This window comes from Brevibacterium pigmentatum (assembly GCF_011617465.1).
Taxonomy (GTDB): Bacteria; Actinomycetota; Actinomycetes; order Actinomycetales; family Brevibacteriaceae; genus Brevibacterium; species Brevibacterium pigmentatum.
This window is the reverse complement of sequence record NZ_CP050153.1, coordinates 1,811,577-1,827,862: the sequence shown is the minus strand read 5'-3', so window position 1 is coordinate 1,827,862 and position 16,286 is coordinate 1,811,577. Positions and strand designations below refer to the sequence as shown.

At 63.9% G+C, this 16,286-nt stretch carries 16 protein-coding genes, 2 tRNA genes, 1 other RNA gene and 1 pseudogene; 10 read left to right on the top strand and 10 right to left on the bottom strand.

Annotated features, from left to right (window positions below):
* Position 1: 1 nt before the first annotated feature.
* Complete coding sequence (locus GUY30_RS08330; protein ID WP_323127781.1) at positions 2-238, bottom strand: hypothetical protein; 237 nt, start codon at positions 236-238, stop codon at positions 2-4.
* A gap of 287 nt (positions 239-525) precedes the next feature.
* On the opposite strand from GUY30_RS08330, the gene ald reads away from it, so the two are divergent.
* A complete protein-coding gene (ald, locus tag GUY30_RS08325) occupies positions 526-1,644 on the top strand; it encodes an alanine dehydrogenase (protein WP_167196074.1) in 1,119 nt (372 codons plus the stop codon).
* Between the two features lie 79 nt (positions 1,645-1,723).
* Here the strand turns inward: ald and GUY30_RS08320 are convergent, their stop codons facing one another.
* Positions 1,724-2,449: a FadR/GntR family transcriptional regulator gene (locus GUY30_RS08320; RefSeq protein ID WP_167196071.1), complete on the bottom strand. Its 726-nt coding sequence runs from the start codon at positions 2,447-2,449 to the stop codon at positions 1,724-1,726.
* A 129-nt stretch (positions 2,450-2,578) separates the two neighbouring features.
* Between GUY30_RS08320 and map the strand changes: the two genes are divergently transcribed.
* On the top strand, positions 2,579-3,481 hold the full coding sequence (map, locus tag GUY30_RS08315) for a type I methionyl aminopeptidase (protein WP_167200830.1): 903 nt from the start codon (positions 2,579-2,581) through the stop codon (positions 3,479-3,481).
* Positions 3,482-3,485: 4 nt separating this feature from the next.
* Positions 3,486-4,319, top strand: coding sequence for a polyphosphate--glucose phosphotransferase (ppgK, locus tag GUY30_RS08310; RefSeq protein ID WP_167196068.1), 834 nt, complete (start codon positions 3,486-3,488; stop codon positions 4,317-4,319).
* Between the two features lie 80 nt (positions 4,320-4,399).
* On the opposite strand, the gene rnpB is transcribed toward ppgK, so the two are convergent.
* Positions 4,400-4,768, bottom strand: an RNA gene (gene rnpB, locus GUY30_RS08305) — RNase P RNA component class A.
* A 140-nt stretch (positions 4,769-4,908) separates the two neighbouring features.
* Here rnpB and GUY30_RS08300 point away from each other — a divergent pair.
* Positions 4,909-5,685, top strand: a complete 777-nt coding sequence (locus GUY30_RS08300) for a YaaA family protein (protein ID WP_167196064.1) — start codon at positions 4,909-4,911, stop codon at positions 5,683-5,685.
* 39 nt (positions 5,686-5,724) lie between these two features.
* On the opposite strand, the gene GUY30_RS08295 is transcribed toward GUY30_RS08300, so the two are convergent.
* Both GUY30_RS08295 and GUY30_RS08290 read right to left on the bottom strand, forming a co-directional pair.
* The gene (locus GUY30_RS08295; protein WP_167196061.1) at positions 5,725-6,453 is read right to left on the bottom strand and encodes a zinc ribbon domain-containing protein; all 729 of its coding nucleotides are present in this window, start codon (positions 6,451-6,453) and stop codon (positions 5,725-5,727) included.
* Between the two features lie 14 nt (positions 6,454-6,467).
* On the bottom strand, positions 6,468-7,322 hold the full coding sequence (locus GUY30_RS08290; RefSeq protein WP_167196056.1) for a Nif3-like dinuclear metal center hexameric protein: 855 nt from the start codon (positions 7,320-7,322) through the stop codon (positions 6,468-6,470).
* 128 nt (positions 7,323-7,450) lie between these two features.
* On the opposite strand from GUY30_RS08290, the gene GUY30_RS08285 reads away from it, so the two are divergent.
* Positions 7,451-8,992 (top strand): fatty acyl-CoA synthetase, encoded by a 1,542-nt coding sequence (locus GUY30_RS08285; protein ID WP_167196053.1) that lies wholly within the window; start codon positions 7,451-7,453, stop codon positions 8,990-8,992.
* A gap of 134 nt (positions 8,993-9,126) precedes the next feature.
* Here GUY30_RS08285 and bioB read toward each other — a convergent pair.
* Positions 9,127-10,140 (bottom strand): annotated as a pseudogene (gene bioB, locus GUY30_RS08280) (biotin synthase BioB); the annotation flags it as partial.
* Positions 10,141-10,412: 272 nt separating this feature from the next.
* On the opposite strand from bioB, the gene GUY30_RS08275 reads away from it, so the two are divergent.
* Entirely contained in the window at positions 10,413-11,819 is a 1,407-nt protein-coding gene (locus tag GUY30_RS08275; protein ID WP_228281821.1) for a uracil-xanthine permease family protein, read from the top strand.
* 121 nt (positions 11,820-11,940) lie between these two features.
* Here GUY30_RS08275 and GUY30_RS08270 read toward each other — a convergent pair.
* Positions 11,941-12,017, bottom strand: a tRNA-Pro gene (locus GUY30_RS08270).
* Positions 12,018-12,099: 82 nt separating this feature from the next.
* Between GUY30_RS08270 and GUY30_RS08265 the strand changes: the two genes are divergently transcribed.
* On the top strand, positions 12,100-12,597 hold the full coding sequence (locus GUY30_RS08265; protein ID WP_167196050.1) for a TetR family transcriptional regulator: 498 nt from the start codon (positions 12,100-12,102) through the stop codon (positions 12,595-12,597).
* Between the two features lie 94 nt (positions 12,598-12,691).
* Positions 12,692-12,765: transfer RNA gene (locus GUY30_RS08260), tRNA-Val, on the top strand.
* Between the two features lie 148 nt (positions 12,766-12,913).
* On the opposite strand, the gene GUY30_RS08255 is transcribed toward GUY30_RS08260, so the two are convergent.
* On the bottom strand, positions 12,914-13,261 hold the full coding sequence (locus GUY30_RS08255) for a cupin domain-containing protein (protein WP_167196046.1): 348 nt from the start codon (positions 13,259-13,261) through the stop codon (positions 12,914-12,916).
* A gap of 123 nt (positions 13,262-13,384) precedes the next feature.
* Between GUY30_RS08255 and GUY30_RS08250 the strand changes: the two genes are divergently transcribed.
* Positions 13,385-13,975, top strand: a complete 591-nt coding sequence (locus tag GUY30_RS08250) for a DUF2249 domain-containing protein (protein ID WP_228281819.1) — start codon at positions 13,385-13,387, stop codon at positions 13,973-13,975.
* Between the two features lie 59 nt (positions 13,976-14,034).
* On the opposite strand, the gene GUY30_RS08245 is transcribed toward GUY30_RS08250, so the two are convergent.
* Together GUY30_RS08245 and GUY30_RS08240 are read right to left on the bottom strand one after the other, a co-directional pair.
* Entirely contained in the window at positions 14,035-14,463 is a 429-nt protein-coding gene (locus GUY30_RS08245; RefSeq protein WP_167196042.1) for a DUF1801 domain-containing protein, read from the bottom strand.
* A gap of 34 nt (positions 14,464-14,497) precedes the next feature.
* The gene (locus GUY30_RS08240) at positions 14,498-14,971 is read right to left on the bottom strand and encodes an Lrp/AsnC family transcriptional regulator (RefSeq protein WP_101554022.1); all 474 of its coding nucleotides are present in this window, start codon (positions 14,969-14,971) and stop codon (positions 14,498-14,500) included.
* 109 nt (positions 14,972-15,080) lie between these two features.
* Between GUY30_RS08240 and GUY30_RS08235 the strand changes: the two genes are divergently transcribed.
* Entirely contained in the window at positions 15,081-16,262 is a 1,182-nt protein-coding gene (locus GUY30_RS08235) for a trans-sulfuration enzyme family protein (protein ID WP_167196039.1), read from the top strand.
* The last annotated feature ends 24 nt before the right edge of the window (positions 16,263-16,286 follow it).

The window sequence follows — 16,286 nt, the reverse complement described above, 5'->3', positions numbered from 1 at the left end:
TTCAGCCGTTCCACTTCTCGTCGTCTTCGTCCCACTTCTGATTGCGCTCACGTGCCTTGTCCAGGGCGGCGCGGGCGACTTCCTCGGTCTCGTATGGCCCCATGCGGTGGGTCCAATCGCTGACCAGACCCTTTTCGACGGTGTTCGTCTCGAGGTTGAAGTAGTACTTCGAGTTCGGGTCGTCGATATCTTCGTAGAGTCCCATGGCGAGCCTTCTCTCCTCAGCGGGGTTCTGCATTGACCCCTTCAGCTTACCGTTTCAGGAGACGAACTGACGGCACCTGTCGCAGACGCACCAGAAGCGGCCTCATCTGCACCTTTGGTGCCGTCTGAGCACGACTGGAATCATGATTTCCGCGATATCTGGTACTCAGACACACTGATTCCGCAATTCTGATGACGAAAACAGGTTTAAAGGTTTGCTCTCCAAACCTTCAAAGGAATAGAGTTGACACCATCGACGGCAGACGGAGAAGTCGGTCGCCGCCGCCCCTGCGGCACACCATCAGGAGAGAAGGACACATCATGCGCATTTCAGTGCCCACAGAGGTCAAGAACAACGAGTTCCGAGTCGCCATCACCGCTGCCGGCGTCCATGAACTCGTCGCCCACGGCCACGAGGTCACCGTGCAGGCAGGAGCCGGCGAGGGCTCCTTCATCACCGATGCCGAATACGAAGCAGCCGGAGCGACGATCGCCCCCGACGCCGCCGCCACGTGGGCCGCCGGCGACCTCGTGCTCAAGGTCAAGGAACCCATCGCCCAGGAATACGGGTACCTGCGCAAGGACCTCGTCCTGTTCACCTACCTCCACCTCGCCGCCGACGAGGCACTCACCACGGCCCTGATGGAGGCCGGCACCACAGCCATCGCCTACGAGACCGTCCAGCCCGACGGCGGCGGACTGCCTCTGCTGGCTCCGATGAGTGAGATCGCCGGACGCCTGTCGACGCAGGTCGGTGCCCACAGCCTGCTCAAGGCGGGTGGCGGTCGCGGCATCCTGCTGTCCGGCGTCCCCGGCGTCGAGCGGGCGAATGTCGTCGTCATCGGTGCCGGTGTGGCCGGAACCAACGCCGCCCGGATGGCTCTGGGTCTCGGGGCGACTGTCGAGGTCATCGACATCAACATTCCGCGGCTGCGGCAGATCGATGAGACCTTCGCCGGTGCCATCGGCACGAAGGTGTCGAACACGTATGAGATCACGAAGTCACTGGCCTCGGCCGATCTCGTCATCGGTTCGGTGCTCATTCCAGGCAAGAAGGCTCCGAAGCTTGTGACCGACGAGATGGTCGCCGGGATGAAGCCGGGTTCGGTTCTCGTCGATATCGCCATCGACCAGGGCGGCTGCTTCGAGAACTCTCGTCCCACGACTCACGACGATCCGACGTTCACCGTCCATAACTCGGTCTACTACTGCGTGGCGAATATGCCGGGTGCGGTGCCGAACACGGCGACGGCGGCTCTGACGAACGCGACTCTGCCATTTGCTGTGAAGATCGCCGATCAGGGATGGCATCAGGCGCTGTCGAATGATGCGGCTCTGGCTCGGGGCCTCAACATCCACAACGGTCATGTCACGAACGACAACGTCGCCGAGGCGTTCGGCTTCGAGGCCGTGTCCGTGGCCCACGCCCTAGCCAACTGACCCAATTACTACCTGACGGCGGCTCAGCAACCTCGCGCGAGGTATCTGGGCCGCCGTCAGGTAGTAATAAGGGGAGGTGTTAGGGGCGGGGGACGATGGTTGTGTACCTGAAGTGCTCCTCGCACAGTCGGCCGGCCTCTGCGGCGTCGCCGGCGGCGATCGCTTCGACGATCGCGGCGTGGTCGTCGACGGCATGGTCGAAGAGCTCAGCGGAGAACGGATCGTGACGGAAACCGGCGTTGATCTTCGTATCGAGGTCGATGGCCATGCGCACGAGCTCCGGATTGTGCCCGGCACGGGCGATGGCGAAATGGAACTGCGCATCCGCGGTGCGCGCCGCGGCCGCCTCGGCGCGCTGGGAATAGACTTCGGCCAGCTCCCGGAGCTCGCTCAGCTCATCCTCGGTGCGTCTGCGCGCCGCGGTCGCGGCCAGGGAATTCTGGAAGACGGCACGGGCATCGAGGAGGTTGCGTCGTTCGGCGTGGAATTCGTCGATTCGGCCGGCCATCGGCGCCAGCGCCTCGGGGCGGGCGGTCTTGACGAACGTCCCTCCCCCACGGCCGCGACGGCGTTCTACGACACCGAGGCGCTCGAGCCGCAGCAGGGCTGCCCGCACGCTCGAGCGGGACACCTGCAGATCCGCGGCCAAGGTGCGTTCTCCCGGCAGCAAGGTGCCTTCGGGCAGCGCTCCCACGGCGATTCCGGAGAGGATGTGATCGGCGATCTGCTGCGGTGCGCTCGTCAGGCTCACCACTTCGCCCAGGCCAGCGAACTCGTGGCCCGCCGATGTCGTGTCGTCGCTCAATCTGCCTCCCGTTCCCTTGGCACGGCTGGTACCGATTCTAGACTCCACCCGGCCCTCGCTGCGGCATCGACAGGCGCGCAGGCGGCGGGACAAAGCCGCGTTTCCAGCATAGGATCGAGACCATCATGACTGTTCACACTCGCCCTGCTCACACCCGGCACCCTCTCGCCCGAACGCGGTGTGCCGAAGGACATCCCCCGCCCCGAGTATGTCGGCCGCGCCGACGCCGATGAGGGCCGCGGAAACAATTACTACAGCGCCGAGGAGGTCGAGACGGTCCGCGCGGCCGGTCGGATCGCGGCCAACGCCCTGGCCACCGTCGGCGAGATGATCGCCCCGGGCATCACGACCGATGACATCGACAAGGTGGCGCACGAGTTCATGTGCGATCACGGAGCCTACCCGTCGACGCTGGGCTATCGCGGGTTCCCGAAATCCGTGTGCACCTCCGTCAACGAGGTGATCTGCCACGGCATCCCCGATTCGACCGTCATCGAAGACGGCGACATCGTCAACGTCGATATCACCGCCTACTACCAGGGCATGCATGGGGACACGAACTACACGTTCACCGTCGGAGACGTCGACGAGGAGTCTCGCCTGCTCATCGAACGCACCTACGAGTCGATGATGCGCGGAATCAAAGCCGTCAAACCAGGACGACAGATCAACGTCATCGGACGAGTGGTCGAGAAGTATGCGAAGCGCTTCGACTACGGTGTCGTGCGCGACTACAGCGGACACGGGGTCGGACGTGAGTTCCACTCTGGCCTCATCATCCCGCACTACGACGCCGCTCCCGCCCACGCCGAGACCATGGAGCCGGGCATGATCTTCACGATCGAGCCGATGCTCAACCTCGGCACGATCGACTGGGACGTCTGGGACGATTCCTGGACCGTGGTGACGAAGGATCGCCGACGCTCCGCCCAGTTCGAGCACACAATGGTGGTGACCGAGTCCGGTGCCGATATCCTGACCCTGCCCGATGCCGACACCGCGATCGCCGCGGGACCCGCACACGAGGAGTGATGAGATGAGCGGCGAGACCTCCCCGCGCTTCGCGATCGGAATCGATATCGGCGGCACCGGAATCAAAGCGGCACTCGTCGACACGGCGACGGGCAAGCTGCCGTTCAAACGACTGCGCGAACTCACCCCGAAACCGAGCACACCGGATGCAGTGGCCGCCACGATCGCTATTGTGCTGGATGCACTGAGCGAGCGCGCCGTCGAACTCGAACTCGTCAGCGACCGCGCTACCCTCGACTCTCTGCCTGTCGGCTGCGGCTTCCCCGGTGTCATCCGCGAAGGGCGTGTCGAGTACACGGCGAATCTCGATCAGAGCTGGATCGGTTCGCCCATCGCCGAGATCATCGGACAGAGCACGGGCCGCACCGTGTACTTCCTCAACGACGCTGATGCCGCCGGACTGGCGGAGATGGCCTTCGGCGCCGGTCGCAAGCACCGCAAGAAGACCGTTCTGCTGACGACGCTGGGCACGGGAATCGGAACCGCCCTGTTCGCTCAGGGCCGGCTGGTCCCCTACACCGAACTCGGCCATATCGAGATGAACGGCGCCGATGCTGAGACGCAGGCCGCAGAATCGGTGAGAACCCGACTGGGACTGACCTATCCCGAATGGGCGGCTCGGCTGCAGCAGTACTATTCGCGGATCGAACTCCTCGTCGCCCCCGACATCATCATCGTCGGCGGCGGAGTCTCGAAGTCCCATGACGAGTTCCTGCCGCTGATCAAGACGCGAGCGAAGCTCAAGCCGGCGAAGCTGTACAACAACGCCGGAATCGTGGGAGCTGCGATGATCGCGGTCAACGACGGCAAAGCGAAGGTCCGACGCAGTCCGTCCTGACGCTGTGAAGAACCTCGTCGGGAATCGACGAAGGCGCAGCAGATGCCGCCGACGAAGGCACGCCGACGGAAGCTGAGAGTGAGGACAGGCCACCGATAAGCCGGGTTCTGTCGACGAGTCGGTCGCCCTTCTCGCCTGACGGTCATCTATCTGGGACCGATGTTGCCACCGGCCTCAAGCAATCCACCCGACGACTCGGCGAGCAGCCTCGAACGTCGTCTGTCTGATCTTGCTCCGGATGGGGTTTACCCAGCGGCGACGGTCACCCGCCGCCCTGGTGGTCTCTTACACCACCGTTTCACCCTTACCCAGTCGGAACTGGGCGGTCTGCTTTCTGTTGCACTGGCCCGCGGGTCGCCCCGGGTGGGTGTTACCCACCATCCCTGCTCTGTGGAGCCCGGACGTTCCTCAGCCCTCGCAATGAGAGCCGCGACCGTCTGGTGACCTGTCCTCAAGCATCCCAGTGTAGTCGCTCGAGGCCTCCCCCATGCACGCAGATCTCGTGTGCCCTGGGTCCCGGGGGTGAACGTGATCAATTTCATCTGCCCCCGGTCCCGGCCGGGTCAGCTCCGGATCATACGATGGGGTGGTGAAGATCCTGCTGCCGCCCTCCGAGGGCAAGACTCCGTCGTCATCCGGCCCCACGCTCGACCTCGACAGTCTCTCGGCTCCGGAACTCACCACGAAGCGCAAACGTGTCCTGGCCGCCCTCAAAAAGGTGTCGAAGCGTCGGGATGCCCTCGAACAGCTCGGTGTCGGGGCGTCACTCACCGAGGATGTCGAACGCAACACGGTGCTCGATGAGATCCCCTGCGCTCCGGCTCTGCTCACCTATTCCGGCGTCCTCTACGAGGCGATGGGCGCTAGCGTTCTCGTGGCGCAGTCGGAGGATGACGCGCAGCTGCGTGAGCGCCTCCACGACGTTCACATCTTCTCCGCCCTGTTCGGTCGGGTGCACGGGCTCGATCACATCCCCGCCTACCGGTTGGCGATGAAGACCGATCTGGGGACCTTGGGAAAGCTGACCTCCTATTGGAAGCCGATCCTGGCGAAGTCCTGTTCACTTGATCCCGCCGAGGTGGCCCTCGACTGCCGTTCGAGCGACTACCGGTCCGTGTGGCCGGGTCCCACCGATCAGGTCGTGACCATGGGTGCGGTGTCCGTCAGCAGTGGGAAGCGCCGTGTCGTCTCCCACTGGGCGAAGTTCTACCGAGGCGAGTTCGCCGGTCGACTGCTCTCCGCTGACCGTGCTCTGCCGGACACCGTGGAGGACCTGGTGGCTCGGGCTGAAGAGTACTACGAGGTCGAATTCGGGGCAGCGACGAAGTCGAAGCCGGCAAACCTCATGATCGTCCTCCGGGACTGACCCGCGTCCGACGGGGTCGACGGGTCTCCTCAGCGGGGCTCAGCTGCGACGCAGCAGCACCGCTTCGCATTCCTCGCACTCATAGGTTTCGTTGACATCGGCGCCGAGCATTCCGTGCCAGGCTGCGCCGCCGATCTCCTGACCGCAGGCCTGACAGTTCGGTCCGTTGAGGAGTGCAGCTCCGGGACCTCCTTGCCGAACGTTGGCATCGAATGTCGTGAGCAGCTGCTGCGGCATTTCGCTTCTCGGGCCTTCAGCCGCGGATTCGTTCTCGGCGATGAGCTCCTGCAGCTCCGCCTTCCGATCTTTCACTGCGGTCTGCACCTCTTTGCCGGAGGATGTGACTTCGGCGATTCGGTCATCGACGGCGCCGAGGTCGTCCTCGGCGGCTTCGAGCTTCTCCATCTCCTCCAGCTGCGATTCTTCGAGTTCGGAGACCCGAGCTTCGTGACCGGCGATCTCCTCCTGCAGATTCACCATGTCTCTGCTCGTCAGGCCGGTTCCGTCGTTGAGCTCGGCGGTCTTCTTCTCGATCTTCGACCGCTGCGCCTCGATGAGACTGGTGGCTTCGGATATTGCCTGCTGGTGGCCGTCGACGACGGCAGCGGCAGCGGTGCGTTTCTCACCGAGTTCCTTGTGGCGGGCGACGAGCTCCCGCAGCTCTTCCGCTCGCTTCGGATTGTCATGTTCGAACCGCAGTGCGCGCCCGTTGGCGGTGAGTTCGATGAGAGTCTGCAGCGCTGTTCTCTGGCTGTCCGTGATGAGCATCGTCGGTCTCCTTGTCAGTACCGTTCGACCCAGGGGTCGGTGTTGACCGCCGAGTGCTGCAGCGAGACGGTGAATCCGCGCCGGGCGAATTCCGTCTCGAGCGCTTCGGCCGCTGCATTGAGCCAGACCGTCTCCGACGCCCAGTGGGAGACGTCGATGAGCGAGAGCCCGCTTTCCCGGCGATTCGCCGTGTCGAGCGCCTCGGTGGCCGGGTGGTGACGCAGGTCGGCGGTCACATAGACGTCGGCGCCGCTGGCCCGGACCTCGTCGAACAGTGAGTCGCCGGCGCCGCCGCAGACCGCCACGCGAGTGACCGTCGCTGCGGGGTCACCGGCGATGCGCACACCGGTCGTGGTGCGCGGCAGCTGTGACGACAGCCGTCTGGCGAGGTCGCGGACGGGGGTGGGTTCGTCGAGATCGCCGACGCGACCGATTCCCGTCGGCAGCGAATCGATGCCCGACTCGGCGGGGGTGCTGTGAGCGGCGAGGGGCTGCGCGTCCTTGATGCCCAGGAGTGAGATGAGCACATCGGAGACTCCGCCTCGGGCCGAATCAGCGTTCGTATGCGCATTGAACAGCGCAATATCGTTGCTGATGAGGGTGTGCACGGCGCCGCCCTTCAGCGTGGCGGCGTTCACCGACTTCACCGGTTTGAGCATGAGCGGATGATGGTTGAACACGAGGTCCGCGCCGAGGACGACGGCCTCGGCGATCACGGCGTCCATCGGATCGAGAGCCAGGAGGATCGATCGGACCTCGCTGTCCGGGTCACCCACGGCCAATCCCACGGAATCCCATGACTCGGCCAAGGCCGGTGGCCACAGGGAGTCGAAGACCTCAACGCAGTCACTCACCTTCGGATGTCTCATGCCTCCACACTATTACATCGGGACCGGGGAACATGGCCTGGCCAGTGGTCCCTGGAATCAGACGGAACACGATGAAGAGATCGGCGGACGATTTTCGAGGAACGTGATCTGGCTCATATATTTGGATCATGACAACTACACACGACTCCTCCGAATCCCCCGCCATCGGAAATTCGTCCACGGTCTCCGACCTCATCCGTCGCAGCGCCGGCCGATTCACCACCGATACGGCCATCGAATTCGCCGACCGGACCTGGTCCTATGCAGAACTCGACTCTGCCGTGACAGCGGTGGCCCGAGAACTCGTCCGCCTGGGTGTGACGAAAGGCGACCGGGTCGCCGCCTACGGAAAGAACTCGGACCTCTTCGTCCTCCTCTACCTCGGCTGCGCGCGGGCCGGCTTCATCCATGTGCCGGTCAACTATCAGCTGAAGAACGACGAGCTCGACTACATTCTCAGCAATTCCGGTGCGAAGATCGTCTTCGCCGATGCCGACCTCATGTCCGCTGTCACCGAGACTCCGACCGGTGCGGCCGCGCAGGTGTTCGACTTCGCCGACCTCGTTCCGGTCGCCACCTCGGATTCGATCGCACCGGCAGGCACCGCAGAGTTCTCCGTCTCTGATACGGACGTAGCGCAGCTCCTCTACACTTCCGGCACCACCTCGGCGCCCAAGGGAGCTGTGATGACTCATCGTGCTCTTATCCACGAGTACCTGTCGTCGCTGATGTCGCTCGACTTCGCAGCCACGGATCGTGCCGTCCATGCCTTACCGCTCTATCACTCGGCGCAGATGCACGTCTTCCTGCTTCCGCTGCTGTCGATCGGCGCGCACAACATCATCGTCCCCGCCCCTGTTCCCGATCAGCTGCTGGCGCTGTTCGAAGAACGCGAGATCAATTCGTTCTTCGCAGCCCCCACCGTCTGGGTGGCTCTGGCCAACAGCCCCGACCTCGGCACCCGCAACCTCGACAGCCTCCGCAAGGCCTACTACGGAGCTTCGATCATGCCGGGACCGATTCTCGAGCGTCTGCGCCAGCGGCTCCCGCAGCTCGGTTTCTATAACTGCTTCGGCCAGTCGGAGCTCGGCCCTCTGTGCGCAGTCCTGCGTCCCGAGGAGCACGATGGCCACCCGGGTTCGGCCGGACGGCCGGTCATGTTCGTCGAGGCCCGAGTCGTCGACGCCGGCGGCGTCGATGTCGGTCCCGGAGAAGAAGGCGAGATTCTCTACCGGTCGCCGCAGCTGTGCGAAGGCTATTGGAATCGTCCGGAAGCCACCGCTGAAGCCTTCGACAACGGCTGGTTCCATTCCGGCGACCTCGTCAAAGTGGACGAGGACGGCTTCATCGAAGTCGTCGACCGGGTCAAGGACGTCATCAACACCGGTGGTGTCCTGGTCGCCAGCCGTCAGGTCGAGGATGCGATCTTCGATCTGCCCCAGGTCGCCGAGGTGGCCGTGGTCGGCATTGCCGACGAGAAGTGGATCGAGGCGGTCGCCGCCTTCGTCGTCCTCAAGGAGGGCCAGCCTCCCTTGTCCGCCGAGGATGTCATCGTCCACGTCAAATCTCGTCTGGCGGGATTCAAGGTGCCTAAGAAAGTGGAGTTCGTGGCCGAACTGCCGAAGAACTCGGCCGGGAAGATCCTCAAGCGCAGCCTGCGCCGGTCCTGAGCGGACAACTCTCAGGCATTGGCGGATGCGACGGTGCCTGCGCCGCGTCGGCGGATGACGGGATCGGTGTGGTCGGCCGCCTCGGCGGTGGTCTGAGCGTCCGAACAGCAGGTACCGGCCGTCTTCTCTTCCTGGCCGAGGATGGTGATTCCGTTGTCGCGGATCATGGCGAGGTCATCGGCTGCGGCTTGACCTTCAGCGGTGAGATAGTCGCCGAGGAAGATCGAGTTCGCCAGGTGCAGGGCCATCGGCTGCAGCGACTTGAGGTGGATCTCTCGACCGCCGGCAAGTCGGATCTCACGGTCGGGGCAGACGAATCGTGCCGTCGCGACGATCTTCATTCACTGCATGGGGGTGAGGTTCCACTGCCCCTCGAGCGGGGTGCCGTCGAAAGGGACGAGGAAGTTGATCGGGATTGATTCCGAGTCGAGAGCCTTGAGCGCAGAGAGCGCTTCGATGATCTGCTCGTCGCTTTCGCTGAGTCCGACGATGAGGCCGCTGCACGGTGAGAGTCCGGCGGTCTTGGCGAGTTCGACGGTGTTCGTCCGGTCCTCATAGGTGTGGGTCTTGACGATGTTGTCGTGGAAGGACTCGGCAGTGTTGATGTTGTGGTTGTAGGCGTCAGCTCCCGCTTCCTTGAGCGATTCGGCCTGCCCTTCCTTGAGGATGCCCAGGCATGCGCAGACTTCGACCTCCGGGTTCTCGCCCTTGCGGCGTCCGACGATCTCTGCGACGCGGTCGACGTCCCGGCGGCTGGGGCCGCGACCGCTGGCGACGAGGCAGACTCGCGAGGCCCCCCCGCCGATGCCCATGCTCGCCTGATCCATGGCCTCCTCGGTGCTCAACCACGAGTATTTGAGGATCTCCGCTTTCGACCCCAGCGACTGTGAACAGTAGGTGCAGGTCTCCGGACACATACCCGATCTGAGATTGACGAGGTAGTTCAATTTGATCGTCATGCCGAAGTATCGTCGCCGCAGTCGCGATCCGGCATGGACGAGCCCGAAGAGGTCCTCATCCGGTGTGGACAGAAGCGCGAGTGCCTCCGCTTCCGTGATTGCCGCCCCGTCGAGGATGGACTCGGCGAATTGGTCAGGGCTCACAAGTTGGTCGAGGTTCACGGTCTGGTCAGGGTTCACAGTCGTCATCGATTGGTCCTTTGTCTCCGAGTGATTGCGCAGATTCTGTGTCAGTCCAGGTCAGATCTCCTGAACACCGTTCAATGCGCTATCTGAACCGCGATCCTCTCCTCTGTATCGGACTCCGCATCGGAGTGGGAGAACACCCGAACCGAGCGCATAGGACAATCGCGGACTCGTCGAGGCGTCGAGCGGGAGCATAGACTTCTCTCGCCGGCTCGGACCGCTGTCCGACGCCCGGACAACGATCCGCAAACGGGAAGAACGGAACGAGGAGCACTATGGCGGATTCGGAACAGACGGACACTCACGATGGAACGGGCAGTCGCCGCGGCTGGCGTCTGCATGGGGACGGCAGCACGATCGGTCCCGGTGAGAAGGTTCTGCCCGAGGAGCGTCTGAGTTGGCCGCGGACCATCAGCATCGGTGCCCAGCACGTCGTGGCGATGTTCGGCGCGACGTTCCTCGTCCCCCTGCTCACCGGATTCCCGCCGTCGACGACGCTGTTCTTCACCGCCATCGGCACGCTGCTCTTCCTGCTCATCACGAAGGGCATGATGCCCTCGTACCTCGGATCGTCGTTCGGGCTGCTCGCCCCGATCGGCGCAGTCACGGGATTCTCGGCGACAGCCGGAGAGGACCTCGAACCGCACGCCATGGCCTTGGCCCAAGGCGGAATCATCTCCGTGGGCGTCACCCTGGCACTGGTCGGTCTCGTCGTCCACTTCGTCGGTGTCCGCTGGATCGAGGTGACGATGCCCCCGGTGGTCACCGGTGCCATCGTCGCACTCATCGGCCTCAACCTGGCCCCCGCCGCCTGGGACTGGGTCAAGGCCGCTCCCCTGACGGCCGTGATCACGATCATCGCCATTCTGCTCACCACGGTGCTCTTCCGCGGTATGCTCGGCCGGCTCTCGATCCTCATCGGCGTCCTGGTCGGTTATGGCGCGGCGTGGCTGCAGGGCGAACTCGACTTCTCCACCGTCACCGAAGCCGACTGGGTGGGTCTGCCCGCGTTCCATGCTCCGGCCTTCGACCTCGGTTACCTCGGCCTCTTCCTGCCCGTCGTCCTCGTCCTCATCGCCGAGAACATCGGCCATGTGAAGTCGGTTGCCGCGATGACCGGCCGCGACCTCGACCGCCTTACCGGCCGAACGCTCTTCGCTGACGGATTCTCCACCATCCTCGCCGGGTCCGGCGGCGGTTCCGGTACGACGACCTATGCCGAGAACATCGGCGTCATGGCAGCCACGCGCATCTTCTCCACAGCCGCCTACCTGTGCGCGGCGATCATCGCCCTCATCCTCAGCATGCTGCCGAAGTTCGGCGAGATCATCGCCACGATCCCACCCGGAGTCCTCGGCGGCGCGGCAACCGTGCTCTACGGAATGATCGGCATGCTCGGCGTGCGCATCTGGGTGGAGAACAAGGTCGACTTCTCCAATCCGATCAACCTCAACACCGCAGCAGTCTCACTCATCGTCGCCATCGCGAACTTCACCTGGACCCCGGGCGGACTGCAGTTCGAAGGAATCGCCCTGGGCACCGCCTCGGCGATCATCATCTACCAGGTGATGAAGGCGATCGCACGGTGGCGGGGCACGGATCCCGATCTCCTCGCAGAGAACTTCGCCGAGGCGGCCCACCGATCCGATGCCGGCTCCCGGAAGCCAGGCTCATCCTCCTGAGCGCGAGTCGTGAAGATGGGGGTGCGCTGCATTCGTGCAGCGCACCCCCATCGCGACGGTGATCGGCTGTGAATGCAGAAATGCCGCATCCTCGTCTGAGCGATGATGCGGCACTTTCCCTTGGTCGGGATAGCGGGATTCGAACCCACGACCTCCTCGTCCCGAACGAGGCGCGCTACCAAGCTGCGCTATATCCCGTGACCAGGAACTACTATAGCGATGGGAACGCGATCTGAAAAATCGGGACCGGCCACTTTGGAAGAATGAAAGGTATGTCTCATTGGCACTGACCGCCGAAAGCATCACCACCACTGCCCTGACCATCCTTTCGCGTTACGGTCTCGGCGATCTGTCCATGCGCCGGCTGGCCCGCGAACTCGACGTTCAGCCGTCTGCGCTGTACTGGCACGTCAAGGACAAGCAGTCTCTTCTCATCCTCATCTCGCGCAGCCTCAAGGCCGAAGTCGATACTCTCTGTCCCGCCACCGTCGATCCACTCGCCGCCGCGATGTCACTTCGCGAGGTGCTGCTGAAATACCGTGACGGTGCCGAGATCGTGCTGCTCGGCTATTCGATCGCCCCAACGGATGTCACTCCGCAGGCGCTGGCGACCGATCGGCTGGGAGCCGAACTCTCTCATGGAATCCTCACGCTCACTCTCGGTTCCGTGGCCGTCGAACAGAACCGCAGACTCTTCGACGTCGACCCCGCCGATGCAGCAGAGAACTTCGCAGCCAATGCGGCGCGGCTGCTGCGATCCTCCCGGTCACAGATCTGATCCTCACCGTGTACGCCGGCGCTCCCGTTTCGCTGCTCACCCTCGGGTATGGCATACTGATCAAGCGCTGTCGCAGTCGTCGTCGACGCAGGTGGGGCCTATAGCTCAGTTGGCTAGAGCATCTCGTTTACACCGAGAGGGTCGGGGGTTCGAGTCCCTCTGGGCCCACCGTCAAGGCATCCTGTGAGCACGGGGTGCCTTTTCCATATTTCGCCCCGAATCTCGCCGAGGCGGGGCTGGCGCTGAATCGAAATCCGCCGAGGCGGGGTCGGAGTCGCAGACCGGCCCCGGAGTCGAATACCGGGACCGGAGTCGATCACCCCTTGTCGATCTCCGTACGGATCGTGAGCAGGAATGCCGCATCGGTCAGGGCTTCCACCGAGTGCTTCTGAGGGGGAATGGCGATGAGTTCTCCGGCGCTCAGTTCCCAGGTCTCATCGGCCGTCACCATCCGCACCTGACCTGTCACGACCTGCAACGTCGCTTCCGGTGGGGAATCATGTTCTGCGAGCTCGGCACCCGCTCGCAGTGTGAGCAGGGCCTGCCGAAGATAGGTTCCGGTGAACACGCCCTTAGCGGCCCGCCCGCTGCGTACCCCGCGAGCCTTCTCCAGCAGCTCTGCGCTGAGACTCTCCAGGTTCTGTGCGGACGCCTGTTCGGTCATCGTGAATTCCTTCCTCAGTGGTGTACAGGTCGGAGGCTTGCTTCCTTCCTCAGCGTAATCTCGATTTCCCACTGTGGTGATAGTTTCGATGCGGAATCATCGAAGCGACTGAGAGGTATTGCTGTGGCAGACGAACCCGTCATCGACGTCCGGAACATACCGAAGCCGGAGCGGCATCCGCTCATCATCAAGGCGTATGAGGAACTCGAGGTCGGCACAGGCCTGATCCTCGTCAACGATCACGTACCCGAAGGCCTGCGTGTGGAGATGGTCCGCGAGTTCGCCGGTGCGGTCGGTTGGGAGCCGTTGGAGAGCACAGAGGGTGAAGCTCGGGTGCGCATCGTCCGTCGCGCCGGCACACCGGCCCCTCGCGTCGTCCTCGACGTCACCGAACTCAGCGATACCGCCGAGGACTCCGGATCCGTCTGGCAGCTGCCGACGCAGCGGCGTGACCTCGACGCGAATGTCATTGCCTTGGTCCCCGGCGGGGAGATCCGAGAACATACCGGTCCGTCTCTCGACGTCCTCATCCACGTCCTCGCCGGTGCAGGCATCCTTGAGACCGAAACGGGAACGATCGACCTGTCCCCCGGCCAGCTCGTGTGGCTGCCCCGTAAGTCCCGCCGCCGATTCCTCGCCGACGCCGAGGCGGGACTGCAGTACTTCTCTGTCCACCAGCGCAAACAGGGGCTGAGTATCACCGCCCGCAGCTGATCACGGACCCGTGATCAGCAAACCGGAGTCATCCATCGGCTTCCAACCGGTGCCTGTGATCAGTCGGCCGGTTCCGGATCGTCGGGACGGGCCGCGGCGATGGCAATGAGTCGGCGCAGCACCGCCTCGTCGATGTTCTCCAAACGACGCACATAGACGCAGCCGGCACCCTCTGTGTACTTCCCGAGTTCCGGGAGCAGATTCGCCGCCTCGGGCAGGTCCTTGAGTCCGTACAGCGAGAGTTGACTCTTGCGAGGGGAGAACCCTGTCGCGGGCCACTCGCCGTGGTTGCGCGGGTTCACCGGGGATCGATAGTGATAGCGGCCGTAGCCGACGATCGAGGGACCCCACATCACGGGTTCTTCGCCGGTGACCTCACGGAAGATCGAGTCGAGGGCGAGTCCGTCCTCGCGGCGCTTCTCGGGAGTCACCGAATCGAGGTAGGCGGCGACATCGGCGTCGGTCGGCTGGGTCTTGTTCTCTGCCATGAGGACAGTATGGCAGTTCAGGGCACCTCTGGGATCATTCCTCGGGGATCCAAGCGGAGCCGTCTTCGACACGATAGATGAGGTTCGTGCGTGTATGGGCCACGGCGGGATACCGAGTGAGATAGTCGAGGACGAAGGACTGCACGGCCGCGGTGTCTGTGGCGACGATGTGGAGCAGGTAGTCGTCGGCTCCGGCCATATGGTACATCCGCACCACCCCCGGGAACTTCGGCGCGGCCGCAGTGAACGCGTCGATCTCGGTCCGATCATGCTTGGCCAACCGAATCGAAATGAGCGCCTGCAGGCCGACTCCCAACGCCGTCGGATCGACGTCGATATGGAAGCCGCGGATGACACCGAGCGATCTCAGTCGTTTGAGACGCAGGGACACCGTCGATTCCGAGATGCCGACGGCCGCGGCCAGAACCGCGCCCGATGCGCGTGCATCGGCATTGAGCTCCTGCAGGAGGCGAAGATCGGTGCCATCGAGTGAGACATTCTGCGACATGAGTCACAGTCTCCCATACCTCATCGCAGATTCTCCTGGAGAGCATCGAATACCTGCAGGTCATTGCACATTCATTGCGCACGTCGGGAGAACTGGATTGAATACGCTTATGACATCTATGCACCCTGAGACCCGAATGGTCCACGGCGGGATGGACGGTCTCGCAGACGAAGGCGTCCACGTTCCAGCAATCGACCTCTCCACCACCAACCCGGTCAACGATGTCCGCACGGGAGGAGATTCCTATGAGAGCCTCGCTGGAGGCCATGCTCTGAAAGAGGGGGACTCTCCTGTCTACCAGCGGCTCTGGCAGCCCGGTGTGGCACGCTTCGAGTCCGCGCTCGCCGAACTGGAGAACGCCGAATCCGCCGTCGCCTTCGCCACTGGAATGGCAGCCATGACCGCTGCGCTCCTCGCCGCGGTCGAGGCTGGCACTCCTCATATCGTCGCCGTTCGCCCACTCTACGGAGGAAGCGATCACCTGCTCGAGTCAGGACTGCTCGGCACCTCGGTGACCTGGGCGAAAGAAGATGAGATCGCCTCGGCGATCCGAGAGGACACCGGCCTCGTCATCATCGAGACTCCGGCCAACCCGAGCCTCGACCTCGTGGACATCGGCGCCGTCGTCGCAGCGGCAGGAGATGTGCCGGTACTGGTCGACAATACCTTCTGCACCCCAGTGCTCCAGCGTCCGCTCGACCATGGGGCAGCTCTCGTGCTGCACAGTGCCACGAAGTACCTCGGCGGTCATGGCGACGCGATGGGCGGGATCATCGCGACGAACAGCGACTGGACGATGCGTCTGCGTCGGGTCCGCGCCATCACCGGAGGGTTGCTGCACCCGATGGGCGCCTATCTCCTGCACCGCGGACTGCGCACGCTGGCAGTGCGGATGCGCGCCGCCCAGGACACCGCAGGCGAACTCGCCCGGCGCCTCCAGACACGCCCCGAGATCGCCCGTGTCCACTACCCCGGTCTCGCCGACTCCGATCCGCGCGGGCTCGTCGGTTCGCAGATGCACGGCGGCGGCGCGATGATCGCCATCGAACTCGCCGGAGGGTTCGAAGCGGCCCGGACCTTCGTCGAACACTGCGATCTCATCGTGCACGCGGTCTCCCTCGGCGGTGCCGATACGCTCATCCAGCACCCGGCCTCGCTCACGCATCGGCCCGTGGCGGCCACCGCGAAACCCGGTGACGGCCTCGTCCGCCTGTCGGTCGGGCTCGAACATGTCGACGACCTCGCCCGAGACCTGTTCACGTCACTCGACGCCATTCGCGACGCTGCCTGAGTCGGCGTTCCGAGACAGGGTCAG